This window comes from Pseudonocardia yuanmonensis (assembly GCF_039542425.1).
GTDB lineage: Bacteria > Actinomycetota > Actinomycetes > Mycobacteriales > Pseudonocardiaceae > Pseudonocardia > Pseudonocardia yuanmonensis.
Genome location: NZ_BAABIC010000010.1, coordinates 201,206 through 224,738 on the forward strand (window position 1 = coordinate 201,206; position 23,533 = coordinate 224,738).

Annotated in this window: 24 protein-coding genes; 21 read left to right on the top strand and 3 right to left on the bottom strand. The window is 74.1% G+C overall.

Translation table 11 applies throughout. From position 1 onward, the window contains the following. The first annotated feature begins 129 nt into the window (after window positions 1-129). The 10 genes from mbhE (at window position 130) to ABD990_RS16965 (ending at window position 7,946) form a co-directional block, all read left to right on the top strand. Entirely contained in the window at window positions 130-2,487 is a 2,358-nt protein-coding gene (mbhE, locus tag ABD990_RS16920; RefSeq protein ID WP_345381487.1) for a hydrogen gas-evolving membrane-bound hydrogenase subunit E, read from the top strand. Further along, window positions 2,484-3,038, top strand: a complete 555-nt coding sequence (locus ABD990_RS16925) for an MnhB domain-containing protein (RefSeq protein WP_345381488.1) — start codon at window positions 2,484-2,486, stop codon at window positions 3,036-3,038. The genes mbhE and ABD990_RS16925 overlap by 4 nt, the downstream gene beginning before the upstream one ends. After that, entirely contained in the window at window positions 3,038-3,529 is a 492-nt protein-coding gene (locus tag ABD990_RS16930; RefSeq protein ID WP_345381538.1) for a Na(+)/H(+) antiporter subunit C, read from the top strand. Before ABD990_RS16925 ends, ABD990_RS16930 begins: the two co-directional genes overlap by 1 nt. Beyond that, complete coding sequence (locus tag ABD990_RS16935) at window positions 3,526-5,040, top strand: Na+/H+ antiporter subunit D (protein WP_345381489.1); 1,515 nt, start codon at window positions 3,526-3,528, stop codon at window positions 5,038-5,040. Before ABD990_RS16930 ends, ABD990_RS16935 begins: the two co-directional genes overlap by 4 nt. 37 nt (window positions 5,041-5,077) lie before the next feature. After that, window positions 5,078-5,572: a Na+/H+ antiporter subunit E gene (locus ABD990_RS16940; RefSeq protein WP_345381490.1), complete on the top strand. Its 495-nt coding sequence runs from the start codon at window positions 5,078-5,080 to the stop codon at window positions 5,570-5,572. Between the two features lie 34 nt (window positions 5,573-5,606). Further along, window positions 5,607-5,873, top strand: coding sequence for a monovalent cation/H+ antiporter complex subunit F (locus ABD990_RS16945; RefSeq protein ID WP_345381491.1), 267 nt, complete (start codon window positions 5,607-5,609; stop codon window positions 5,871-5,873). A gap of 46 nt (window positions 5,874-5,919) precedes the next feature. Next, window positions 5,920-6,282, top strand: coding sequence for a monovalent cation/H(+) antiporter subunit G (gene mnhG, locus ABD990_RS16950; RefSeq protein WP_345381492.1), 363 nt, complete (start codon window positions 5,920-5,922; stop codon window positions 6,280-6,282). A gap of 9 nt (window positions 6,283-6,291) precedes the next feature. After that, a complete protein-coding gene (locus ABD990_RS16955) occupies window positions 6,292-6,816 on the top strand; it encodes a gamma carbonic anhydrase family protein (protein WP_345381493.1) in 525 nt (174 codons plus the stop codon). Continuing rightward, the gene (locus ABD990_RS16960; protein WP_345381494.1) at window positions 6,816-7,496 is read left to right on the top strand and encodes a uracil-DNA glycosylase; all 681 of its coding nucleotides are present in this window, start codon (window positions 6,816-6,818) and stop codon (window positions 7,494-7,496) included. Before ABD990_RS16955 ends, ABD990_RS16960 begins: the two co-directional genes overlap by 1 nt. A gap of 159 nt (window positions 7,497-7,655) precedes the next feature. Beyond that, the gene (locus ABD990_RS16965; protein WP_345381495.1) at window positions 7,656-7,946 is read left to right on the top strand and encodes a DUF1540 domain-containing protein; all 291 of its coding nucleotides are present in this window, start codon (window positions 7,656-7,658) and stop codon (window positions 7,944-7,946) included. Here ABD990_RS16965 and ABD990_RS16970 read toward each other — a convergent pair. Continuing rightward, the gene (locus ABD990_RS16970; RefSeq protein WP_345381496.1) at window positions 7,931-8,356 is read right to left on the bottom strand and encodes a hypothetical protein; all 426 of its coding nucleotides are present in this window, start codon (window positions 8,354-8,356) and stop codon (window positions 7,931-7,933) included. The two genes, ABD990_RS16965 and ABD990_RS16970, sit on opposite strands and share 16 nt — an antisense overlap. Before the next feature lie 160 nt (window positions 8,357-8,516). Further along, window positions 8,517-8,708, bottom strand: a complete 192-nt coding sequence (gene rpmB, locus ABD990_RS16975) for a 50S ribosomal protein L28 (protein ID WP_345381497.1) — start codon at window positions 8,706-8,708, stop codon at window positions 8,517-8,519. Between the two features lie 157 nt (window positions 8,709-8,865). Between rpmB and ABD990_RS16980 the strand changes: the two genes are divergently transcribed. Continuing rightward, complete coding sequence (locus ABD990_RS16980; protein WP_345381498.1) at window positions 8,866-10,428, top strand: DAK2 domain-containing protein; 1,563 nt, start codon at window positions 8,866-8,868, stop codon at window positions 10,426-10,428. Window positions 10,429-10,430: 2 nt separating this feature from the next. Continuing rightward, window positions 10,431-12,650, top strand: a complete 2,220-nt coding sequence (gene recG, locus ABD990_RS16985) for an ATP-dependent DNA helicase RecG (RefSeq protein ID WP_345381499.1) — start codon at window positions 10,431-10,433, stop codon at window positions 12,648-12,650. 278 nt (window positions 12,651-12,928) lie between these two features. On the opposite strand, the gene ABD990_RS16990 is transcribed toward recG, so the two are convergent. Further along, complete coding sequence (locus ABD990_RS16990) at window positions 12,929-13,789, bottom strand: hypothetical protein (protein WP_345381500.1); 861 nt, start codon at window positions 13,787-13,789, stop codon at window positions 12,929-12,931. A gap of 259 nt (window positions 13,790-14,048) precedes the next feature. Here ABD990_RS16990 and ABD990_RS16995 point away from each other — a divergent pair, with 259 nt between their 5' ends. The 9 genes from ABD990_RS16995 to mutM all read left to right on the top strand — a co-directional run bounded on the left by ABD990_RS16995 (window position 14,049) and on the right by mutM (window position 23,522). Then, a complete protein-coding gene (locus ABD990_RS16995) occupies window positions 14,049-17,426 on the top strand; it encodes a pyruvate carboxylase (protein ID WP_345381501.1) in 3,378 nt (1,125 codons plus the stop codon). A gap of 78 nt (window positions 17,427-17,504) precedes the next feature. Continuing rightward, window positions 17,505-18,086, top strand: a complete 582-nt coding sequence (gene rsmD / locus ABD990_RS17000) for a 16S rRNA (guanine(966)-N(2))-methyltransferase RsmD (protein WP_345381503.1) — start codon at window positions 17,505-17,507, stop codon at window positions 18,084-18,086. Beyond that, the gene (coaD, locus tag ABD990_RS17005) at window positions 18,083-18,565 is read left to right on the top strand and encodes a pantetheine-phosphate adenylyltransferase (protein ID WP_345381504.1); all 483 of its coding nucleotides are present in this window, start codon (window positions 18,083-18,085) and stop codon (window positions 18,563-18,565) included. The genes rsmD and coaD overlap by 4 nt, the downstream gene beginning before the upstream one ends. A 115-nt stretch (window positions 18,566-18,680) precedes the next feature. Then, window positions 18,681-19,427 (top strand): DivIVA domain-containing protein, encoded by a 747-nt coding sequence (locus ABD990_RS17010; RefSeq protein WP_345381505.1) that lies wholly within the window; start codon window positions 18,681-18,683, stop codon window positions 19,425-19,427. Between the two features lie 190 nt (window positions 19,428-19,617). Next, window positions 19,618-20,775 (top strand): MinD/ParA family ATP-binding protein, encoded by a 1,158-nt coding sequence (locus tag ABD990_RS17015; protein ID WP_345381506.1) that lies wholly within the window; start codon window positions 19,618-19,620, stop codon window positions 20,773-20,775. Between the two features lie 284 nt (window positions 20,776-21,059). Beyond that, on the top strand, window positions 21,060-21,644 hold the full coding sequence (locus tag ABD990_RS17020) for a YceD family protein (protein WP_345381507.1): 585 nt from the start codon (window positions 21,060-21,062) through the stop codon (window positions 21,642-21,644). A gap of 50 nt (window positions 21,645-21,694) precedes the next feature. After that, complete coding sequence (gene rpmF, locus ABD990_RS17025) at window positions 21,695-21,877, top strand: 50S ribosomal protein L32 (protein ID WP_233305265.1); 183 nt, start codon at window positions 21,695-21,697, stop codon at window positions 21,875-21,877. A 7-nt stretch (window positions 21,878-21,884) separates the two neighbouring features. After that, window positions 21,885-22,628, top strand: a complete 744-nt coding sequence (gene rnc / locus ABD990_RS17030) for a ribonuclease III (protein ID WP_345381509.1) — start codon at window positions 21,885-21,887, stop codon at window positions 22,626-22,628. Window positions 22,629-22,643: 15 nt separating this feature from the next. Then, window positions 22,644-23,522, top strand: coding sequence for a bifunctional DNA-formamidopyrimidine glycosylase/DNA-(apurinic or apyrimidinic site) lyase (gene mutM, locus ABD990_RS17035; RefSeq protein ID WP_345381510.1), 879 nt, complete (start codon window positions 22,644-22,646; stop codon window positions 23,520-23,522). Window positions 23,523-23,533: the final 11 nt, after the last annotated feature.

Consider the following 23,533-nt stretch of genomic DNA (forward strand, 5'->3'; position numbering starts at 1 on the left):
TAGGATCGGTGTCGGCGCCGGTCTCCGGCGCACCCTGTCCGAAGCTCGTCAACGACCCGACGCACCCCTTGAGCCGGGCCGCTCCCTGCGAGCATGCGCGCTGCACGGTGGTCGCGGGACGGAGGTGTCTTGCTCGCGCTCGTCGTCGCCCATCTCGCGGTGGCCGCGCTGCTGCCGCCGGTGTCGCGGCGCAGCCGGCGGGCCGCCTTCGGGATCGCCGCGGTGCTCCCCGCCGCGGCGCTGGTCTGGGGATTCGCGCACACCGGCGCGGCGCTCGGGCCCGGCCTCGAGGAGACGGTGACCTGGTCGGAGGCCCTGGACCTGGAGCTCGGGTTCCGGCTCGACGCGCTGGGCCTGGTCATGATCGTGCTGGTCGGCGGGCTGGGGGCGCTGATCCTGGCCTACAGCGCCTGGTACTTCGGCAAGGACAGCCGGGACGCCCCGCGGAACTCCGCGCTGCTGCTCGCGTTCGCCGGGGCGATGCTGGGTCTCGTCCTGGCGGACGACCTGCTCACCCTCTACGTCTTCTGGGAACTGACGTCGATCGCGTCGTTCCTGCTGGTCGGGCAGGGCGGGCTGCACCGGGCGAACCGGCGGGCGGCCGTCCAGGCGCTGCTGGTGACCGTCCTCGGCGGGCTCGCGATGCTGCTCGGGATCGTGTTCGTCGGCGAGTCCGCCGGCACCTACCGGATCTCGGCGATCGTGGCCGCCCCGCCCACGGGCGGGCTCGCGGCCACCGGTGTCGCGCTGATCCTGGTGGGCGCGCTGACCAAGTCCGCGCAGGCCCCCTTCCACCCCTGGCTGCCGGCCGCGATGGCCGCGCCCACGCCGGTCAGCGCGTACCTGCACGCGGCGTCGATGGTGAAGGCCGGCGTGGTCCTGGTGGGGCGGCTCTCCCCGGGCTTCGCGGACCGGGCGGAGTGGTGGGTGCCGATCGCGGTCCTGGGCCTGGTCACCATGCTGATCGGCGGCTGGCGCGCGCTGCAGGAGACGGACCTGAAGCGGCTGCTGGCCTTCGGCACCGTGAGCCAGCTCGGGTTCCTCATGGTGCTCTTCGGCTCCGGCGACCGGATCGGCGAGGTCGCGGCGCTGACGATGCTGCTGGCCCACGGCCTGTTCAAGGCGCCCCTGTTCATGGTGGTCGGGATCGTCGACAAGGTCACCGGCACCCGCGAGGTCGGCGCGCTGTCCGGGCTGGGCCGGGCGCTGCCGGGTCTCGCGGTCGCCTCCGTGCTGGCCGCCGCGTCCATGGCCGGCGTGCCGTTCCTGCTCGGGTTCCTGGGCAAGGAGGCGGCGTTCGAGGCGTTCGTGCACCAGGGCGGCCCACGGGGCTGGGTCCTCGCGCTCGGCCTGTTGGCCGGCTCGATCCTCACCGTCGCGTACTCGGCGCGGTTCCTCTGGGGCGCCTTCGCCGTCAAGCCGGGGGTCGAGGCCCTCGACCCGAAGCAGCCGGCGCCGGGCCTGCTCGCGCCGACCTGGCTGGCCGCGGTCGCCGGGCTGGTGCTCGGCTGTGTCCCGCCGCTGGTCGACGCCCTCGCGCAGCCCTACGCCGCCGCCTATCCGGCCACGGACGCGACCGAGGCGGACTACCACCTCGCGCTGTGGCACGGGCTCTCCCTGCCGCTGCTGTTCTCCGTGGTCGCGCTGGCGGCGGGCCTCGCCCTGCACCTCGGGCGCGACCGGGTGACCGGCCTGCACCGGACCCTGCGCCACCCGCTGTCGGCCCAGCGCGGGTACGAGATCGCGGTGGCCGGGCTCGAACGGGCCGCCACCCAGGTCACCGGTCGTGTGCAGGTCGGCTCGCTGCCGGTCTACCTGGGCGTGCTGCTGTGCACGGTGCTCGCCCTGCCCGGAGTCGCGCTCGTCACCGGCGGCACCTGGCCCCGTGGGCAGTCGTGGGTGTCCTCGCTGCTGCAGCTGCCGCTCGGGTTGATCGTGGTGGTCGCGGCGCTCGCGCTGACCCGCGTGCGGCGGCGGTTCACCGCGGTCCTGCTGGTCGGGGCCATCGGCTACGGGATCGGCGGGCTGTTCGTCGTCGACGGCGCGCCGGACCTCGCACTGGCGCAGTTCCTGGTCGAGACGTTGACGCTGGTCGCCTTCGTGTTCGTGCTGCGGCGGCTGCCCGCGCACTTCGGGTCCGCCACCGAGCCGGGCGCACGCCCGGGGCGCGGGGTGCAGCTGCGCAAGGCCGCCCTCGCCACCGTCGCGGGCGTGTTCGTCGCGATCGCCGGTGTGGTCCTCACCGGCGCACGGCAGCAGCCGCCCGCGGCCAGCGGCGAGTTCGTGGCCCGCGCCCCGGAGGCCGGGGCGGACAACGTCATCGCCGCCATCCTCGTCGACTTCCGCGCGCTGGACACGGTCGGCGAGATCACCGTGCTGCTCATCGCCGCGGCCGGCACCGCGAGCCTGGTGCTGGCCACCCGGTTCGACGGGAAGCGCCGGGCCGGCGGCGGCACCCCCGAGCACGAGAGGGAGGTCCTCGGATGAGCGCCCCGGAGAAGGTGCCCTTCACGCACTGGGACGAGCCGGAGGGGGAGTGGACCCTGCCCGGGGCCTGCCCGGTGCGTACCGACCGCACCCTGCTGCTGGAGGCCGCCGCCCGGTTCCTCTTCCCGACGGTGCTGGTCTTCTCGGTCTACCTGCTGATCGTGGGGCACTACGCGCCGGGCGGCGGGTTCTCCGGCGGCCTCGTGGCCGGGCTGGCCTTCGTGCTGCGCTACATCGCGGGCGGCGGCTCCGAGGGCGCCGAGATCGGCTCACGGCTCAGCCTGCGGCCGCCGGTCCTGATGGGGCTCGGCCTGCTGATCGCGGTCCTCTCGGCGCTCGCCCCGGCGGCGTTCGGTGCGCCGGTGCTGGCCAGTGCCACGGTGTCGGTCGAGATCCCGCTGATCGGCACGGTCGACCTGGTCTCCAGCCTGCTCCTCGACATCGGCGTGTACCTGCTGATCATCGGCGTGGTCCTCGACCTGCTGCGCTCGCTCGGCAGCGGGATCGAGCGGGACGCCCGGGACGCCGCCGGCGAGGAGGCGGGCCCGTGATCACGATCAACGTCGCGATGGCCGTCGTGCTGGCCGTCCTCTACTCCGTGGGCTTCTACCTGTTGCTGCAGCGCTCGCTGATGCGGATCCTGATCGGCATCGTGGTGCTCGGCCACGGCGCCAACCTGCTGCTGCAGCTCGCCGGCGGCCCGCCCGCCCGCGCCCCCGTGCTGGGCACGGCCCTGCCCGAGGAGTTCGCCGACCCGCTGCCGCAGGCCCTCGCGCTCACCGCCGTCGTGATCACCTTCGCGCTCACCACCTACCTGCTGGCCCTGGGCTACCGCAGCTGGGTGCTGACCGGGCGGGACGAGGTCCAGGACGACGTCGAGGACCGCCGCGTCGCCGAACGCGCGCGTCCCGAGGGCTCGATGGAGGAGGACGCCGAGGTCCCGGAGGACGAGGAGGACCCCGGCTCGGCGGCGGCCTCGGACCGCACGGACGAGCCCGCCGAGGCCGTGCCGGGCACCGCGGGCAGCGGGGCGGCCCGGTGAGCACGCTCGTCACGCTGCCCGTCCTGCTGCCCGTCCTCGGCGCGGCCCTCACGGTGCTGGCCGCCCGCTCGGCGCGGACCCAGCGGCTGATCGGGATCGTGGTGCTCGCCGCGGTCTCGGTGGTGGCCGCGGTGCTGCTCGTCGCGGCGCACCGCGACGGCCCCGTCGTCGCCGAGCTGGGCGGCTGGCCCGCGCCCGTCGGGATCGTGCTGGTGGCCGACCGGCTCTCCGCGCTGCTGCTGCTGATCTCCACGGTGGTCACGCTCGCGGTGCTGGTCTACGCGATCGGCCAGCGGATCTCCGACTACGGCCGGGAGACCGCCAGCACCACCTTCCACCCGATCTTCCTGCTGCTGTCCACGGGCGTGTCGCTGGCCTACCTGACCGGCGACCTGTTCAGCCTGTTCGTGGCGTTCGAGATCATGCTGGCCGCGTCCTACGTGCTGATCACCCGCCGCACCAGCGCCTCGCGGATCCGGTCCGGCATGACGTACGTGATCATCTCGCTGACGTCCTCGCTGCTGTTCCTCACCACGATCGCGCTGGTGTACGCGGCCACGGGCACGGTCAACCTGGCCGACCTCGCCGGCCGCGTGGCGGAGCTGCCGGCCGGGCTGCGGACGCTGCTGTCGATGCTCGCGATCGTCACGTTCGGGATCAAGGCGGCGATGGTGCCGCTGCACTTCTGGCTGCCGGACAGCTACCCCAACGCGCCCGCCCCGGTCACCGCGCTGTTCGCGGGCCTGCTCACCAAGGTCGGCGTCTACGCGCTGCTGCGCACCCAGACGCTGGTGTTCCCGGGCACCGGCCCGTCCGCCGTGCTGCTGGTGCTGGCCGTGCTGACCATGGTCGTGGGCGCGCTCGGCGCGCTCGCCCAGGACGACCTCAACCGCCTGCTGTCCTTCCTGCTGGTCAGCCACATCGGGTTCATGCTGTTCGGGCTCGCGGTGTACGACGCCCGGGGCGCGGCCGGCACGGCCCTCTACATCGTCCACCACATCACCGTGCAGGCCACGCTGTTCCTGGTCAGCGGGCTGATCACGCGCCGGACGGGCACGGTCTCGATCGACGCGATGGGCGGTCTCGCGAAGCGCTCGCCCGCGCTGGCCGTGCTCTTCGCCGTCCCGGCGCTCACCCTCGCCGGCATCCCGCCGACGTCGGGCTTCGTGGCCAAGCTGGCCCTCCTGCAGGCGGGCACCGGGGACGTGGCGACCGCCGTCGTCGCCGGGTTCGTGGTCCTGGCAAGCCTGCTCACCCTGTACGCGGTGGTCCGGGTCTGGGTGCGGGTCTTCTGGGGCACCGAGAAGGAGCCGCTGCCCGATCCGGACCCGACGGACGAGCTGGTCGTCGGCACCGCCCGCGCCTCCCGGCCGATGTACGCGGCCACGGTCGCCCTGGTGGCGGTGAGCATCGCGATCGCCGCCGCGGCCGGGCCGCTGTCCGCGGTCACCGAGCGGGCGGGCTCGGACCTGCTCGCCCGCGTCCCCTACATCGAGGCGGTGCTGGGGTGAGGGGGGCCGGGACGAGGGCCGGGACGAGGGGGCCGGGATGACCGTGCTGCGCCGATGGCCGCAGGTCCTCTGGCTGACGGTCGTCTGGGTCCTGCTCTGGGGCACGATCTCGGTGAAGATCGTGCTCGGCGGGATCCTGGTCGCGGCCGCCGTGACCGCGCTGTTCCCGCTGCCGCTCCTGCCCCGGCTGCCCTTCCGGCCCTGGCCGCTGCTGCGGCTCGGGGTCTGGCTGCTGGCGGACCTGGTCGTCTCCGGCGCACAGGTCGCGTGGGAGACGGTCCGCCACGGCCCGCGGGCGCGGGCCGGGATCGTCGCGGTGCCGCTGCGCACCGGATCGGAGCGGGTCACCACCCTCGTCGCCGCCGCGGCGGCACTGACCCCGGGGAGCTTCGTGCTGCAGATCGACCGGCCGGGCGGCCGGCTGTACGTCTACGCGCTGGGCCTGCGCAGCGCCGCCGACGCCACGCGCGTGCGGCGGCAGATGGAGCGGTTGCAGGACCGCGTGGTGCGGGCCGCGGGGGAGGCGCGGTGAGGCCCGCCGACGTCCTTCTTCCCGCGGAGGCGAGATGACGATCGTCTTCGCGCTGGTCCTCGGCATGCTCGCGGCGGCCGCGCTGATCACCGTCGCGCGGGTGCTGCGCGGGCCGGGGACGCTGGACCGGGTCGCCGCGCTCGACGTGTTCGTGGTGCTGATCGTCGCCGCGTCGGCGGTCTACATCGCGATCTACCGGGACGGGTCCACGATCCCGCTGATGGCGGCCGTCGCGCTCGTCGGGTTCGTGGGATCGGCCACCGCGGCCCGGCTCGTCGAGCGCTGGGAGCGGCACCGGTGAGCGGGTCCGCGGTCCGAGCCGACGTCCTCGGTCCCACGGAGGCGCCGTGATCACCGACGTCGTCTCGGCCGTGTTCCTGCTGCTCGGGGCGCTGTCCTGCCTGCTCGGGGCGATCGGGCTGGTCCGGCTGCCGGACCTGCCGGCCCGGCTGCAGGCCGCGACCAAGCCGCAGACCCTCGGCCTGCTGCTGATCCTGCTCGGCACGGCGATCCGGCTGGACTTCGAGAACGCCGCCACGCTGATCCTGGTGATCCTCTTCCAGGCCGTGACGGCGCCGGTGATCTCGCAGATCGTGGCCCGCTCGGCCTACCGGACCGGCACGCTGGACCGGCGCGCCCTCGTCGTCGACGAGCTGGCCGAGCGGATGGACCGCGAGGCCCGGGAGGGCGGCCCCGCCGGGCGAAAGTAGGCTCCGGGCGTGGCTGTCTACGCGCTCGGTGACGTCGAACCCGACATCCATCCCGAGGCCTACGTCCACCCGGACGCGGTCGTGATCGGGAACGTGAGGCTGGGGGCCCAGGCGTCGGTGTGGCCCACGGCGGTGCTCCGCGGCGACGACGGTTACATCGTGGTCGGCGAGCGCACCAGCATCCAGGACGGCTCGATCATCCACACCACCGCGCGGCAGCCCACGCTGATCGGCAACGACTGCACGGTGGGGCACAACGTGCACATCGAGGCGGCCGACATCGCGGACCGGGTGCTGATCTCCTCCGGCTCAGTGGTGCTCAACGGCTCGACGATCGGGGAGGGCGCCGTCGTGGCGGCCGGCGCGGTCGTGTCGCCGAACGCCGTGATCCCGCCCCGCCGCATGGCCCTGGGCATTCCCGCCCGCGTGCGTGAGGGCTACGAGGTGCCGGAGGACCGGTTCCAGTACGCCGTGGACTCGTACGTGCAGCGCGGCAAGCGGTTCCGCGCCGAGCTGCGCCGGCTGGACGTCTGATGGCGGGCAAGCCGCTGGCCGAGGTCGTCGAGGAGGGCTGGGCCCGGGCGCTGGAGCCCGTCGCGCCCGTCGTGGCGCAGATGGGGGAGTTCCTGCGCGCCGAGCTCGCCGCCGGGCGGAAGTACCTGCCCGCGGGGGCGAACGTGCTGCGGGCCTTCCAGCAGCCGTTCGACGAGGTCCGGGTGCTGATCGTGGGGCAGGACCCCTACCCGACGCCGGGGCACGCCGTCGGACTGTCCTTCTCGGTGTCCGCCGACACCCGCCCGCTGCCCCGCTCGCTGGTCAACATCTTCAAGGAGTACCAGGAGGACCTGGGGCTGCCGCTGCCGTCGTCCGGCGACCTCACGCCGTGGACGAAGCAGGGCGTGCTGCTGCTCAACAGGTGCCTGACCGTGGAGCCCGGCTCACCCGGCTCGCACCGCGACAAGGGCTGGGAGGCGGTCACCGAGCAGGCGATCCGCGCGCTCGTCGAGCGGGACGCGGAGCCGCTGGTGGCGATCCTGTGGGGGCGGGACGCGCGCAACCTCGCGCCGCTGCTCGTGGACGTCCCGATCATCGAGTCCGCGCACCCGAGCCCGATGTCGGCCGACCGCGGGTTCTTCGGCTCGCGGCCCTTCAGCCGGGCGAACGACCTGCTGGAGGAGATCGGCGGGGAGCCGGTGGACTGGCGCCTGCCGTAACCCGACCGCGTGTGGCCCGGTTCACAATCCGAGTCGGGCCGCGGAGGTTTGCCCGGATCGCGCCGCACGTCGTCCGGGCTTCTGAAGCGGGCCTCACCGGGAGTGAGGCAAGCCTGGATTCGGTGGCGGGCACCGGCGGCCGGGACCAGGCTCGAGGCCATGACCACCACCCAGGACATGCCCCAGGTGCAGGCCTGTTCCGTGAACTCGTGCTCCTACAACCAGGACTCGGACTGCCACGCCGGGGCGATCACGATCGCCGGCGACCACGCGCACTGCGGCACCTTCGTCGAGATCTCGTTCCGCGGTGGCCTCGACCGCAGCGGCATGGTCGGCGCCTGCCACCGCACCGACTGCCGGCACAACGAGAAGCTCGAGTGCACCGCCCCGTCCGTGCAGATCGGGCAGGACCAGGACGTGGCGGACTGCCTGACCTACGAGGCCAGGTAACCGATCTCGTCGACCGGCTCCGGTGCGACCGCCCCCGAGCGGTCCGTGCGCAGCGCGCCGTCCGCCTGCGCCAGCGCGGCCACCGGGTCCGCGTCCTCCACGAGCACCGCGCGGTCCGGCCGGGCGAGCCGCCGGGCCGCGCGCAGCAGCAGCCGTCGCTCCGGCGCCTCCAGGCCGTCCGTGAGACGGTCGACGAGCACGAGCGCGGTGTCCGCGGCCGCCGCCCGCTCGATCCGCGCCATGCGGTCCGCGAGCGGGTCCGCCACCCGGGCCGTGAGGCGCAGGGCGCCGGCCTCGTGCCCGTCGGCACACCGGGTCCGGTCCTCGTCCAGGGCGTACATGAGCCGCCGACGGGCCACGGCGGGGCCCAGGATCACCGTCACCTCGCCGAGCGGCAGACGAAGCCCCACGGCAGCCTCCCTCGTGTCGGCAGCGCTCGACTGAGGTGAGGCTAACCCGACGATCGGCCCGCGGTCGAGGCGTTCTCGGCCACAGATCGTCCTCCACGCACGACGACGGGGCGGCCTCCCGAGGGAGGCCGCCCCGTCTGGCGTCTCGCGGGTCGCGCCGTCAGGCGCGCGCGACCTTGCCCGCCTTCAGGCAGGAGGTGCACACGCTCAGGCGCCGACGGTTGCCACCGTCGACCTTCGCGCGCACGGTCTGGATGTTCGGGTTCCAGCGGCGGTGGGTACGGCGGTGCGAGTGCGAGACGGACATGCCGAAGCCCGGACCCTTGCCGCAGACGTCGCAGACGGCAGCCACGTCGGACACTCCTCGGGGTAGACAGACAACGTTGCGAGGCCCGGGTCTCCCCGGGCACGTGTCGTCCAGGGTAACCGCCCGTCCGCCGGCCCTCCCACCGGCCCCCCGCCGCGGCCGACCGGGATCACCGGCGGCGGCCCCTCGATAGGGTGGGGGCGTGCCCCCGACGCTCGACGCCGCCCTGCTCCGGCGCTGGGCCGCCGCCGCCGTGGCCGGGCTCGAACGGCACCGCGGCGAGCTCGACGCGATCAACGTCTTCCCGGTCGCCGACGCGGACACCGGCACCAACATGCTCCTCACCATGCGGGCCGGGGCGGACGCGCTCCCGGAGACGGAGGACCCGGCCGAGACCGCCGCCGCGCTGGCCAAGGGCGCGCTGCGCGGGGCCCGCGGGAACTCCGGGACCATCCTCTCCCAGCTGCTGCGCGGGCTCGCCGAGGCGGTCGGCGCCGGCGAGGACCTCACGGGCGCGCTGCGCCGGGCCGCCGAGCTGGCCACCGCGGCCGTCGCCGAGCCGCGCGAGGGCACGATGCTCACCGTCATCGCCGCGGCCGCCGAGGCCTGCGCGGAGCTCGGCGGGGACCCGGCCGTGGTCGCCGACGCCGCCCACGCCGCCGTCGCCCGCACGACCGGTCAGCTCGCCGAGCTGAGCCGGGCCGGGGTGGTCGACGCGGGCGGGCTGGGGGTCGCCGTGGTGCTCGACGCCCTGGTCGAGGCGTGTGCCGGGCGCGTCCCCGAGCGCTCGCGGGTCGTCGTCCGGGACCGTGCGGCGCTCACCGCCACCCGCGAGTCCGGCGACGAGCAGTACGACAGCGAGGTCATGTACCTGCTCGACCGGACCTCCGACGACGCCGTGTCCGGCCTGCGCGCCCGGCTGACCTCGCTCGGGGACTCCGTGGTCGTCGTCGGCGACGGGTCCGGGACGTGGAACGTGCACGTGCACTGCACGGACGTCGGCGCGGCGATCGAGGCCGGGATCGAGGCGGGCCGCCCGCACCGGATCACCGTCATGCGCTTCGACGATCGCCCGCCCGAGCCCGCGCGGCCCAGCTTCCGCCGCCCGCGCGCGGTGCTGATGATCGCCTCGGGCGCCGGGGTCGCGCAGCTGGCGCGGGGGGCCGGGGCGGACGTGCTGGAGACCCGGCCCGGGCACACGGTCTCGGGCCGGGAGCTGGCGGACGCCGTCGAGGCCACCGGGGCCGCGCACGTCGCCCTCATGACCTGCGACGCCGGGCTGCTCGACCTGGCCGCCCGGGTCGCCGGCGCGGCGCGGGACGAGGGCCGCGAGACGGTCGTCGTCCCCGCGACCTCGGTGCCGCAGGGCCTCGCCGCGCTGGCCGTGCACGACCTGTCCCGCAACGCGGCCGACGACGTCGTCGCCATGGCCGAGGCCGCCGCCGGCACCCGCACCGGCGGGCTGGTCGTGGCGGAGGCGGAGGCGCTGACCTGGGTGGGCCGCTGCGCCCCGGGCGAGGTGCTCGGGATGAGCGAGGGCGAGGTCGTGCTCATCGCCCCCGACCTGACTGTCGGTGCCCTGTGGTTGGCTCACCGCATGCTGACGCCGGGGGGTGAGCTCGTCACCGCGCTGCTGGGCGCCGACGCGCCCGAGGAGCTGGGCAGCGGGCTGGCCGAGGACCTGCGCCGCACCCACCCGGAGGTCGACGTCGTGGTCTACCGCGGCGGGCAGGTGGACTTCCCGCTCGTGCTGGGGGTGGAGTGAGCGTGGCCCTCGCGAGGATCGACCTGGACACCCGCCTGGTCGACGTGATCGGCAGGACCTCGGCGAACGCGTTGGGCGGCAAGCTCGAGCTGCACACCGTCGGCGACCTGGTGCGGCACTACCCGCGCCGGTACGTCGAGCGCGGCAAGCTCACCGACATCGCCGGGCTCGAGGTGGGCGAGTACGTCACGGTGATCGCCACGGTGGAGTCGGCGACCACCCGTCCGATGCGCACCCGGCGCGGCAAGCTGATGAACTGCACGATCCGGGACGCCAAGGGCGCGACCCTCTCGTGCACGTTCTTCAACGCGCAGAAGGTGCAGTCCTTCATCCAGGTCGGGCGCACGTTGATGTTCTCCGGCACGGTGTCGGTGTTCCGGAGCGGCCGGCAGACCACGCTGCAGCTCACCCACCCCGAGTTCGAGGAGCTGGAGGAGGACGCCGAGGACCGGCCGTTCATCTCCATCTACCCGGCCACCAAGGGCGTCCGCTCGCAGGCCATCGCGCGCAGCGTCCGCCAGGTGCTCGCCCTGCTCGACGACCCGACCGACCCGCTGCCGGAGGACCTGCGGCAGGAGCACGAGCTCATGCCGCTGGGCGCCGCGCTGCGCAAGATCCACGTGCCGCAGTCCGAGGCGGACCGGCACGCGGCCAAGGGCCGCCTGGTGTGGGACGAGGCGTTCGGCGTCCAGCTCGCGCTGTCGCTGCAGCGGGAGCGGGCGATGCACCGGCCCGCGGCGCCGTCGCCGCGCAAGGCGGGCGGGTTGCTCGAGGCGTTCGACGCGATCCTGCCGTTCCCGCTCACCGCGGGGCAGAAGTCGGTCGGCGAGGAGATCGCCGAGGACCTCGGCCGGCCGCTGCCGATGAACCGGCTCGTGCAGGGGGACGTGGGCGCGGGCAAGACCGTCGTCGCGCTGCGGGCGATGCTGCAGGTCGTCGACAACGGGCGGCAGGCCGCGATGCTCGCCCCCACCGAGGTGCTGGCCACCCAGCACGCGCGGTCGCTGCGGGCGATGCTGGGGCCGCTCGGCGCCGGCGGCGAGCTCGGCTCGTCGGACGGGGCCACGAGGATCACGCTGCTCACGGGCTCGATGTCCACGGCGGAGCGCCGGCAGGCCCTGCTGGACATCCAGTCCGGGGTCGCGGGGATCGTGGTCGGGACGCACGCGATCATCGAGGACACGGTGGGCTTCGCCGAGCTCGGCCTCGTGGTGGTCGACGAGCAGCACCGGTTCGGCGTCGAGCAGCGGGACGCGTTGCGCGGGCGTGGCGAGCGCACCCCGCACCTGCTGGTCATGACGGCCACGCCGATCCCGCGGACCGTCGCCATGACGGTCTACGGCGACCTGGAGGTCTCGGCGCTCACCGAGCTGCCCAAGGGCCGCTCACCGATCAGGACCACTGTGGTGCCGGCGGGGGAGAAGCCCTCGTGGCTGGAGCGGGTGTGGGCGCGCATCCGCGAGGAGGTCGCGGCGGGGCACCAGTGCTACGTCGTGTTCCCGCGGGTGGGCGGCGAGTACGCGAACCCGAAGAAGAAGGGCCGGGATCCCGAGGACGCCGAGGACCCGGACGACGCCGAGGCGGACGGGGAGGACGGCGAGCGCCGGCCCCCGCTCGCGGTGCTCGACATCGGGCCCAAGCTCGCCGAGGGGCCGCTGGCGGGGCTGCGGATCGGGATCCTGCACGGCAAGCTGCCGGCGGACGAGAAGGACGCGGTCATGCGCGCCTTCGACGCCGGCGAGCTCGACGTCCTCATGGCCACCACGGTGATCGAGGTGGGCGTCGACGTCCCCAACGCCACCGGCATGATCATCATGGACGCGGACCGGTTCGGGCTGTCCCAGCTGCACCAGCTCCGCGGTCGGGTGGGCCGGGGCTCGGCGCCCGGGGTGTGCCTGCTGGTCACGGACATGCCGGGCGGCACCACCGCCCGTGAGCGGCTCGACGCGGTCGCCTCCACCACGGACGGGTTCGAGCTCGCCCGGCTGGACCTGGAGCTGCGCCGGGAGGGCGACATCCTGGGCTCCTCGCAGTCCGGGCGGCGGTCGGGCCTGAAGCTGCTGTCCCTGCTGCGGCACGAGAACGTGATCTCGGAGGCCCGGCTGTCCGCGGCCCGGCTGGTCGCCTCGGACCCGGGCCTGGCCCACCACCCCGGCCTGCGTGCCCTCGTCGCCGAGACGGTGGGGGACGAGGAGTCCGCCGCCTACCTCGACAAGGTGTAGCCCCGGAACCTCCGCGAGTCGCGCTTCCAGCTTCCGCGGGTCGCGCTGTGGGCTTCCGCGGGTCGCGCTGTGGGCTTCCGCGGGTCGCGCTGTGGGCTTCCGCGGGTCGCGCTGTGGGCTTCCGCGGGTCGCGCTGTGGGCTTCCGCGGGTCGCGCTGTGGGCTTCCGCGAGTCGGGAGTTCCGGTAGCGCGAGTCGGCACTTTCAGAAGTCCGAACCGCACAGCTCGGGACATCCCGGAATGTGCAACTCGGTGTCCCGGAACCGTCGACTCGCGGACTACGCGCTGAGCTGGCCCCGGCCGTCGTTCTCCAGCGCGGCGACGGCGGCGCGCGGCAGGTGCACCACGCCCGCCTTCTCCAGCCGGGCCAGCTCGGAACGGGCCATCGCGTACGCGGCGAGGCGCTCGGCGTCGTTGTCCGAGTCCCGAGCGGTGGTCAGCAGCTTGATCGCCCGCTCCACCGACGCACGTTCCGACGGCGAGAGCGAGGAGTGCCGGATCCGCTCGGCGGCGTCCCGCGCGGCCTCCCACGCCCGCACCGCCCGGTCGACGGCGGCGACGAACATCTCGGCGTGGTGGCGGTCTGCGGGCCGGGTGTCCGTGTCCAGGGCCTGGGCCTCGGCGAACGCCTCGACGAACCGCCCGGTGCTGGGCACCGACACGTCCGCCAGGGCGGGCAGCCGCAGCACGGCCATCGGGTCGCACTCGTAGGCGGTGTACTCCTCGCGCAGCCGGTCGAACCGCGCGCGGGCCTGCGTCCACGGCGGTGCCGGCGGGGCCTGCGGGCGGGGTGCCGCGGCCGGCGGCGGGGGGATCGGGCGGCGCCGCCCGGCCCGGTGCGCCGTGATCGCGACGACGGCGAGCAGGAACAGGGGGGAGAAGGAGACCGCGGCGAAGGCCGTCGCGGCCGCGGCGCTGCCCACCAACCCGATCAGCACGATGATCAGCGGCAGCGCGATCCAGGGCGAGGGCACGGCCATCCCCGGCCGGTACGGGCCGTGGTGCCGGTGCGGCGGTCCGGACGCCATCCGGCGCACCCGCCGTGCCGCCCGCTCACCCGGGTTGTCCCAGCGGGGACCGTGGCCCCGGCCGTAGCCGGGCCCGCCGTAGCCGCCCGGGTGATGCGGACGCCGTGTCATGACTCCTTGGTACCCGAACGGGTGGTGACGTGCATCGACCCTGCGGGGGAATGTCACGGTCGCCCCTGTTTCGGGGCCACGCCGGTCTCAGCGGCGTCTCAGATCGTCGGCTTCGGACGGGCTGCACGGGGGCGCCCCGTACCCCGTCCCATCTGGTGGTTCAGCGGTCGACGGGCGTCCTGGCCGCGTGCCACGATTCCCCGTCCCCGCCGCCACCGCGGCGCGGGCGCACGTCACGTCCGACGGACCAGGGAGCCGGATGTTCTCGAAAGTGCTGGTGGCCAACCGCGGGGAGATCGCGATCCGGGCGTTCCGGGCCGCGTTCGAGCTGGGGATCTCGACGGTGGCGGTGTTCCCGTACGAGGACCGCAACTCGCTGCACCGGGCGAAGGCCGACGAGTCGTACCTGATCGGCGAGCGCGGCCATCCGGTGCGGGCGTACCTGTCGGTCGAGGAGATCATCAAGGCGGCGAAGAAGGCGGGCGCCGACGCCGTCTACCCCGGCTACGGCTTCCTGTCCGAGAACCCGGACCTCGCCGCCGCCTGCCACGAAGCCGGTATCACCTTCGTCGGGCCGCCGTCCGATGTCCTGCACCTGACCGGCAACAAGTCCCGCGCCGTCGGGGCCGCGCGCGAGGCCGGGGTGCCGGTGCTGAAGTCGTCCGAACCCTCGGACGACGTGGAGACCCTGCTCGCCGCGGCCGACGACGTCGGGTTCCCGATCTTCGTCAAGGCCGTGGCCGGCGGTGGCGGGCGCGGGATGCGGCGGGTGGAGAACCCGGCCGACCTGCGCGACGCCGTCGAGGCCGCCTCCCGGGAGGCCGAGTCGGCCTTCGGTGACGGCACCGTGTTCCTCGAGCAGGCGGTGGTGAACCCGCGGCACATCGAGGTGCAGATCCTGGCCGACGGCGAGGGCGACGTCGTGCACCTGTTCGAGCGGGACTGCTCGGTGCAGCGGCGCCACCAGAAGGTCGTGGAGATCGCGCCCGCGCCGAACCTGGACCCGGAGCTGCGCGAGCGCATCTGCACGGACGCGGTCAACTTCGCCCGCCACATCGGCTACCGCAACGCGGGCACCGTCGAGTTCCTGGTCGACGAGCGCGGCAACCACGTGTTCATCGAGATGAACCCGCGCATCCAGGTCGAGCACACCGTGACCGAGCAGGTGACCGACCGGGACCTGGTGATCGCCCAGCTGCGCATCGCCTCGGGGATGACGCTGCCGGAGCTGCACCTGACCCAGGACGAGGTCACGCTCTCCGGCGCGGCGCTGCAGTGCCGCGTGACGACCGAGGACCCGGCCAACGGGTTCCGCCCCGACACCGGTGTGATCAGCGCCTACCGCTCGCCCGGCGGCCCCGGCGTGCGGCTCGACGGCGGCACGGTGCACACCGGCGCCGAGGTGTCGGCGCACTTCGACTCGATGCTGGTCAAGCTGACCTGCCACGGCCACGACTTCGCCAACGCCGTGCGCCGCGCCCGCCGGGCGATCGCGGAGTTCCGGATCCGCGGCGTCTCCACGAACCTGCCCTTCCTCGCCGCGGTGCTCGACGACCCGGACTTCGCCGCCGGGCGGATCACCACGAGCTTCATCGGGGACCGACCGGATCTGCTCAGGGCGCGTCCGTCCGCCGACCGCGGCTCGCGGATGCTGGCGTACCTGGCCGAGACCACGGTGAACAGGCCGAACGGTCCGCGCCCCGAGGTCGTCGAACCCGTCGACAAGCTGCCGCCGCTCGACCTGAACGCCGAGGCGCCCGCCGGGTCCGCGCAGCTGCTGCGCGAGCTCGGGCCGGAGAAGTTCGCGCAGCGGTTGCGTGACCAGAAGGCCGTCGCGATCACCGACACCACGTTCCGGGACGCGCACCAGTCGTTGCTGGCCACCCGGATCCGGACGCGGGACCTGCTCGCGGTGGCCCCGCACGTCGCGCGGATGGCACCGCAGCTGCTCAGCCTGGAGTGCTGGGGCGGGGCGACCTACGACGTCGCGCTGCGGTTCCTGGCCGAGGACCCGTGGGAGCGGCTCGCGGCGCTGAAGGAGGTCGTGCCGAACATCTGCACGCAGATGCTGCTGCGCGGGCGCAACACCGTCGGCTACACGCCGTACCCGACCGAGGTCACGGACGCCTTCGTCGCCGAGGCCGCGAAGACCGGCATGGACATCTTCCGGATCTTCGACGCGCTCAACGACATCTCCCAGATGCGCCCGGCGATCGACGCGGTGCGGGAGACCGGGACCGCGGTCGCCGAGGTCGCGCTGTGCTACACCGCCGACCTGTCCGACCCGGGCGAGCAGCTCTACACCCTCGACTACTACGTGCGGCTGGCCGAGCAGATCGTCGAGGCCGGCGCGCACGTGCTGGCGATCAAGGACATGGCCGGGCTGCTGCGCCCGCCGGCCGCGCGCACCCTCGTCGAGGCCCTGCGCAGCCGGTTCGACCTGCCCGTGCACCTGCACACCCACGACACCGCCGGCGGCCAGCTGGCCACGCTGATCACCGCGATCGACGCCGGGGTGGACGCCGTCGACGGCGCCGTCGCCTCGATGGCCGGGACCACGTCGCAGCCGTCGCTGTCGGCGCTGGTCGCCGCGACCGACCACACCGAGCGGGCCTCGGGGCTGTCGCTGCAGGCCGTGTCCGACCTGGAGCCGTACTGGGAGGCGGTGCGGAAGGTCTACGCGCCGTTCGAGTCCGGGCTCGCCTCGCCGACCGGCCGGGTGTACCACCACGAGATCCCGGGTGGACAGCTGTCCAACCTGCGCCAGCAGGCGATCGCCCTCGGGCTGGGGGACCGGTTCGAGCTGATCGAGGACTGCTACGCCGCCGCGGACCGGATGCTCGGTCGCCTGGTGAAGGTCACGCCGTCGTCCAAGGTGGTCGGCGACCTTGCCCTGCACCTGGTCGGGGCGGGGGTCACGGCCGAGGACTTCGAGTCCGACCCGGGCAAGTTCGACGTGCCGGACTCGGTCATCGGGTTCCTGCGCGGCGAGCTGGGCGACCCGCCCGGCGGCTGGCCCGAGCCCTTCCGCACCCGGGCGCTGGAGGGCCGCTCGCCGGAGGCCGAGCACCCGGAGCTGTCCATCGAGGACCGGCGCGGGCTGCGCGACGAGCGGCGCACGACGCTGAACCGGCTGCTGTTCCCCGGCCCGACCAAGGAGTTCGACGCCCACCGGGAGCACTACGGCGACACCAGCGTGCTGTCGTCGAAGGACTTCTTCTACGGCCTCGAGCCGGACATCGAGCACACCGTCACCCTCGAGCAGGGCGTCACGCTGCTGATCGAGCTGGAGGCGATCTCCGAGCCCGACGAGCGCGGCTACCGCACCGTGCTGACCACGCTCAACGGGCAGCTGCGGCCGGTGTCGGTGCGCGATCGGTCCATCCAGACGGACGTCAAGGCCGCGGAGAGGGCCGAGCGGGGCAACGACCACCACGTCGCCGCGCCGTTCGGCGGCGTCGTCACGCTGCAGGTCGGCGAGGGCGACGCGGTGTCCGCCGGGCAGACCGTCGCCACCATCGAGGCGATGAAGATGGAGGCCAGCATCTCCGCCCAGCGCGGCGGCACGGTCAAGCGGCTGGCCATCGGCAAGGTCCAGCAGGTGGAGGGCGGCGACCTGCTGCTGGAGATCGAGTAGCCCCTCGCTGCACGAACGGCACTCTCGTGCGCTAGGTATGAGCGGGAGTGCCGTTCGTGCATGTCGGGAGAGGGATCGGTGACGCGGATCATCGCCGGGGAGGCGCGGGGGCGGCGGCTGCGCGTGCCCTCGGACGGGACCCGGCCGACGTCGGACCGGGTGCGGGAGGCGCTGTTCTCCGCGCTCGAGCACGATCCCGGGCTGGTCGACGCCGTCGTGCTCGACCTCTGCGCGGGCACCGGGGCCCTCGGACTGGAGGCGCTGTCGCGGGGCGCGGCGGAGGCGACCTTCGTGGAGCTGGACCGGCGCGCGGTCGCGGTGCTGCGGGCCAACGTCGCCCTCGTCGGGCTCGGCGGGGACGTGCGGTACGGGCCGGCGGGGACGGTGCTGGAGACCGCGCCGCCACACGCCCACGACCTCGTGTTCGTCGACCCGCCGTACGCCGAGCCGGACGAGGCGATCGCGCGGTGGCTGCACACCGGACGTCGGACGGGGTGGATCGCGGCCGAGGCGGTGGTGGTCGTCGAGCGGGCCAGGTCGAAGGGCGGGTTCCCGTGGCCGGAGGGGTTCGCGGCGGTGCGTGAGCGTCGTTACGGGGACACGGTGATCCACGTCGGCGGCTGTTACGGTCCGGCCATGCCAACTGAGGCGCAGCGATGAGGCGCGCGGTCTGTCCCGGCTCGTTCGACCCCGTGACGCTCGGCCACCTCGACGTCATCTCCCGGGCCGCCGGCCTGTTCGACGAGGTCGTCGTCGCCGTGCTGATCAACAAGAAGAAGCAGGGCCTGTTCTCCGTCGAGGAGCGCATCGCGATGCTGGAGGAGGTCACGGCCGACCTCCCGAACGTCCGCGCGGACTCCTTCCACGGCCTGCTCGTCGACTACTGCCGCACCCACGACATCAAGGCGATCGTCAAGGGCCTGCGCGCCGTCACCGACTTCGACTACGAGCTGCAGATGGCGCAGATGAACCAGCGGCTCTCCGGCGTCGACACGCTGTTCATGTCGACCAACCCCGAGTTCAGCTTCCTGTCCAGCTCGCTGGTCAAGGAGGTCGCGACCTACGGCGGCGACGTCGCGCACCTGCTCCCGCCCTCGGTGCACCGCCAGCTCCTCGACCGGATCGCCGAGCGCAACTGAGGCTCCTACCCGCGTGCCGCGCGGATCATGCCGGTGATCACCCGGACGGAACTTGACACGCCCTGGGCGCGGGCAATACGGGGAACGCGGGCCCGCCGGTGAGAGGATCGCGGCCGTGTACAGGGTCTTCGAGTCGCTCGACGCACTGGTGACGGTGGTGGAGGAGGCGCGCGGCGTCCCCATGACCGCCAACTGCGTGGTGCCGCGCGGCGACGTCCTCGACCTGCTCGACGACCTGCGCGAGGCGATCCCGGGCGAGCTCGACGACGCCCAGGACGTCCTCGACCGGCGCGACGAGATCGTCGGCGAGGCGGAGCGGGAGGCCGAGGAGACCCGCACCGCCGCCTCGACCGAGGCCGAGGAGATGCTCGCCGAGGCCCGGGCCGAGGCCGAACGGCTGGTGGCCGAGGCCCGCGAGGAGGCCGAGCGCACCCTCGCCGACGCCCGGCACGAGGCCGACACCATGATCGCCGACGGCCGGCAGGAGTACGAGGAGCTCACCGAGCGGGCCCGGCACGACGCCGACCGGCTCGCCGAGGCCGGCCGCGCCGCGCACGACCGGTACGTCGCCGACGGGCAGGCCGAGCAGGCCCGGCTCGTGTCCGGCACCGAGGTCGTCCGGGCGGCGCACACCGAGGCGGCCCGGATCGTCGACACCGCCGACGGCGAGGCCGACCGGCTCCGGCAGGAGTGCGACGGCTACGTCGACGCCAAGCTCGCCGAGTTCGAGGACACCCTCACCAAGGCCCTGCGCACGGTCAGCCGGGGGCGCAGCCAGCTGTGGAAGGGCGGCTCGCCCAACGGTTCCCCCGCCACCGCCCTGCACGGGCGCACGGGGACGGGGATGGACCTGATCGACTGAGGGCGAGGCCCCTGGGCGGTGCCGATGGCCCCGGCGCGTTCCGCTTGGTGCATCACGGCCGTGGGTGGCCGCGGTGCACCGCAGGACGCGATCACTTGCGTTCCCGGAGCAACTCTCCGGCGGCCGCCCTGCCGATCACTATCCGGTCAATCCTCTCAACACTGCGTGCCCGTCGGACTACTCTGCGCGCATGGCCCGCCACGACGAGCCGGATCCGGCGACCTGGTGGGAGCGGTACGGCCACCGCCTGCACGGCGAGCCGACGGGGTCCGGCGAAGGGGAGACGACGGTGGCGGAGCACGACGGGCGCGAACCGCGGGCGGCGTACCCGCAGCGGCAGGGCGCCGAGGCCGGTGCCTGGTTCGCCGACCCCTCCGGCCTGCCCTCGGTCGAGCAGGCCGAGCCGGCGCGTCGTCCGGCCGGGTCCGCCCACCTCCGCGCCTTCGACCCGGACGCGCTCGTGCGGGCCCGCGGCCCCGTGCCCGACCGCGGCTGGCGCAGGATCCTCCACACCGCCACGCTCGGTCGGGTCGACCCAGGTCCCGGCCCGGCGCAGCTCGCCGCCCAGGACCGGCTCGCCCGGGTGCGCAGCCACCTCGCCGGGACCCACCGGGTGGCGGTGACCTCGCTGAAGGGCGGCGTGGGCAAGACCACGGTGACCGCCTGCCTGGGACTCGCCCTCGCCGAGCACCGCGGCGACCGCATCCTGGCGCTCGACGCCAACCCCGACGCCGGCACGCTCGCCGACCGGCTCACCGGACACAGCGACCGCACCGTCCGCGACCTGCTCGACGACCTCGGCGCCATCGACTCCTGGACCGCCGTCTCGCGCTACACGAGCCTCGCGGGCCGGCTGCAGGTGCTCGCCTCCGAACAGGACCCGGCGGCGGGGGAGGCCTTCACCCGGGACGAGTACCTGCGCGCCGACGAGGTGCTCGCCCGGTTCTTCAGCGTCATGATCACGGACTCCGGCACGGGCATGGTCCACTCGGCGATGGCCGGGACGCTCGACGTCACCGACTCGCTGGTCGTCGTCGGCGCGCCGACGGTCGACGGGGCGGGCCGGGCCAGCAAGACCCTCGACTGGCTGGTGGCGCACGGGCACGAGCGGCTGGTGTCCGACGCCGTCGTGGTCCTGGTCGGGCGCGCGGGGCGCGAGATCGACGCCCCGGCGCTGCGCGAGCACTTCGGCGTCCGCTGCCGCGCGGTGGTCGAGGTGCCGCACGACCCGCACCTCGCGACGGGCGGGCGGATCGACGCGGGGCGGCTGCGCCCCGCTACGCGGGACGCCTTCCTGGAGCTCGCCGCCGCCGTCGCCGAGGCCTTCCCGGCGCGCGCCCGTCGCTGAGGGGGAGGCTGCGCGTCCGGTCGTCTGCAGGCTCTGCACACTCGGTGTCCGGGGAACTGCCGACTCGCGGTGCCCGAACTCGCGACTCGCGGTCCTCGAACTCGCGACTCGCGGAAGCTCACAGCGCGACTCGCGGAAGCTCACAGCGCGACTCGCGGAAGCTCACAGCGCGACTCGCGGGAGCCCAGGGCGCGACTCGCGGAACCAGCGGTGCGGGTCGGGGTGAGGGCGGGCGGGTCGTGCTGGACGGGGGGCTGCGAACTGCGCGTATCCTCGCGCACGTCATGAGCACGAACCGCGCCCCCGAACCCCGTCCCGAGACCAGCCCCTGGGTGTTCTCCACCCGCGAGATGGGCCGTCGTCCGGGCACCATGCGCACCGTCGCCCGCTCCGTCCCCGGCCCGGGGACCGAGCGCGCCGACGAGGCCATCGGCCTGGTCGGCGTCCTCGCCGTGCCCCCGGGCAGCCCCGTGGAGCTGGACCTGCGGCTGGAGTCGGTGAGCGAGGGCGTCTACGTCTCCGGGACGGCGTCGGCGCACCTGGAGGGCGAGTGCTCCCGGTGCCTCGACGAGCTGGGCGAGGACCTCGAGGTGCGCATCGAGGAGCTGTTCGCGTACCCGGACAGCGTCACCGAGGAGACGACCGACGAGGACGAGATCCCGCGGGTCGTCGACGACCGGGTGGACCTCGAGCAGACCGTGCGGGACACGATCGTGCTGGAGCTCCCGCTCGCCCCGTTGTGCAGCGACGACTGCCCCGGTCTGTGCCCGGAGTGCGGTGGGAGACGGGCCGATCTCGGGCCCGACCACCGGCATGAGACACTGGATCCCCGGTGGGCCGCTCTGCGTGAGCGCCTGCCTTCCGACTGAAGACGTCTCGACGTCGCAAGACTCTCGAGCACAACCGTAGGAGATCTGCCGTGGCCGTACCCAAGCGCCGGATGTCGCGGTCCAACACGCGCTCTCGTCGGGCGCAGTGGAAGGCCAGCGCGCCGACCCTCGTCGCCTGCAACAACCGCGCCTGCGGCGAGCTGAAGCCGCCGCACGTCGCCTGCCCCGTCTGCGGGCAGTACGACGGTCGTCAGGTCGTCCGACCGGCCTGATCCGCCGGTGGGCGACAAGAGCGTCACGGGGCCGCGCGAGGACCGCAGCCCGCTGCTGGAGGCACTCGGCGTCGAGATCGGCGCCGAGTTGCTCACGCTCGCCCTCACGCACCGCTCGTACGCGTACGAGCACGGCGGCCTGCCGACCAACGAGCGGCTGGAGTTCCTCGGCGACTCGGTGCTCGGCATCATCGTCACCGAGCGGCTGTACCGGGACCACCCGGAGCTGCCGGAGGGACAGCTGGCCAAGCTGCGGGCGAGCGTGGTCAACATGCACGCGCTGGCGGGCGTGGCGGGCACGCTGTCCGGGCACGGGCTGGGCGCGTACGTCTATCTCGGCCGCGGTGAGGAGCTCACCGGGGGCCGGGAGAAGGCGAGCATCCTGGCCGACGCGACCGAGGCCCTGATCGGCGCCGTCTACCTCGAGCACGGGCTGGAGACGGCCCGCTCCCTGGTGCACCGGCTGTTCGGCGACCTGCTGCAGGGCGCCCCGCTGCTCGGCGCGGGCCTGGACTGGAAGACCAGCCTCCAGGAGCTCACCGCGTCCGAGGGCCTCGGCGTGCCGGAGTACCGGATCGCCGAGGAGGGCCCGGACCACCTCAAGACCTTCACGGCCACCGCTGTCGTCGGGGGGCGCGAGCTGGGCTCCGGGGACGGGCGCACCAAGAAGGAGGCCGAGCAGAAGGCCGCCGCGCTCGCCTGGCGCACCATCACGGACGAGACGCAGAAGTCGCCCCAGGCGCAGCGGTGACCACCTGGAGCTGACGTGCCGGAGCTGCCCGAGGTCGAGGTGGTCCGGCGCGGACTCGCCGACCACGTCCTCGACCGGACGATCGTCGAGGTCACCGTCGCGCACCCGCGCGCGGTGCGCCGGCACCTCGCGGGCGGCGAGGACTTCGCGGCCCGGCTGAAGGGTCGCACGATCAGCGCGGCCCGCCGCCGCGGCAAGTACCTCTGGCTCGAGCTCGACGCCGCGGGTCCGGGCGACGACGCGATCCTCGCCCATCTCGGGATGAGCGGCCAGATGCTCGTCGCCACCCCGGAGCGGCCGGACGAGAAGCACCTCCGGATCCGCCTGCGGTTCGACGACGAGGGCCCCGAGCTGCGGTTCGTCGACCAACGCACCTTCGGGGGCCTGTCGGTCCACCCGCTCACCGATGCGGCGGGCGGCGGCCTGCTGCCCGAGCCCGTCGCGCACATCGGCCGGGACCCGATGGACCCGCTGTTCTCGCTCGACGGCGCGGTGGCCGCCATGCGCCGCCGCCGCACCGAGATCAAGCGGGCACTGCTGGACCAGACGATCGTGTCCGGGATCGGCAACATCTACGCGGACGAGGCGCTGTGGCGGACCCGCCTGCACGGCGCCCGGCCCACCGAGAAGCTGACCCGGAAGCAGGGCGTCGCCGTGCTCGAGGCCGCCGGCGAGGTCATGGCCGAGGCGCTCGACCAGGGCGGCACCTCCTTCGACGCGCTGTACGTCAACGTCAACGGCGCCTCCGGCTACTTCGACCGCAGCCTGAACGTCTACGGCCGCACGGACGAGCCGTGCCGCCGCTGCGGCACCCCGATCCGCCGCGAGGCGTTCATGAACCGCAGCTCCTTCTCCTGCCCGCGCTGCCAGCCGCGGCCCCGTACCACGCGCTGACACCGCCGTTC

What these genes read in the sequence shown, in the direction of transcription:
- ABD990_RS16925 (WP_345381488.1), top strand. Translation starts at nt 2,484, where the DNA reads ATGAGCGCCCCGGAGAAGGTGCCCTTCACGCACTGGGACGAGCCGGAG.
- ABD990_RS16940 (WP_345381490.1), top strand. Translation starts at nt 5,078, where the DNA reads ATGACCGTGCTGCGCCGATGGCCGCAGGTCCTCTGGCTGACGGTCGTC.
- ABD990_RS16945 (WP_345381491.1), top strand. Translation starts at nt 5,607, where the DNA reads ATGACGATCGTCTTCGCGCTGGTCCTCGGCATGCTCGCGGCGGCCGCG.
- ABD990_RS16960 (WP_345381494.1), top strand. Translation starts at nt 6,816, where the DNA reads ATGGCGGGCAAGCCGCTGGCCGAGGTCGTCGAGGAGGGCTGGGCCCGG.
- ABD990_RS16965 (WP_345381495.1), top strand. Translation starts at nt 7,656, where the DNA reads ATGACCACCACCCAGGACATGCCCCAGGTGCAGGCCTGTTCCGTGAAC.
- ABD990_RS16990 (WP_345381500.1), bottom strand. Translation starts at nt 13,789, where the DNA reads ATGACACGGCGTCCGCATCACCCGGGCGGCTACGGCGGGCCCGGCTAC.
- ABD990_RS16995 (WP_345381501.1), top strand. Translation starts at nt 14,049, where the DNA reads ATGTTCTCGAAAGTGCTGGTGGCCAACCGCGGGGAGATCGCGATCCGG.
- coaD (WP_345381504.1), top strand. Translation starts at nt 18,083, where the DNA reads ATGAGGCGCGCGGTCTGTCCCGGCTCGTTCGACCCCGTGACGCTCGGC.
- ABD990_RS17015 (WP_345381506.1), top strand. Translation starts at nt 19,618, where the DNA reads ATGGCCCGCCACGACGAGCCGGATCCGGCGACCTGGTGGGAGCGGTAC.
- ABD990_RS17020 (WP_345381507.1), top strand. Translation starts at nt 21,060, where the DNA reads ATGAGCACGAACCGCGCCCCCGAACCCCGTCCCGAGACCAGCCCCTGG.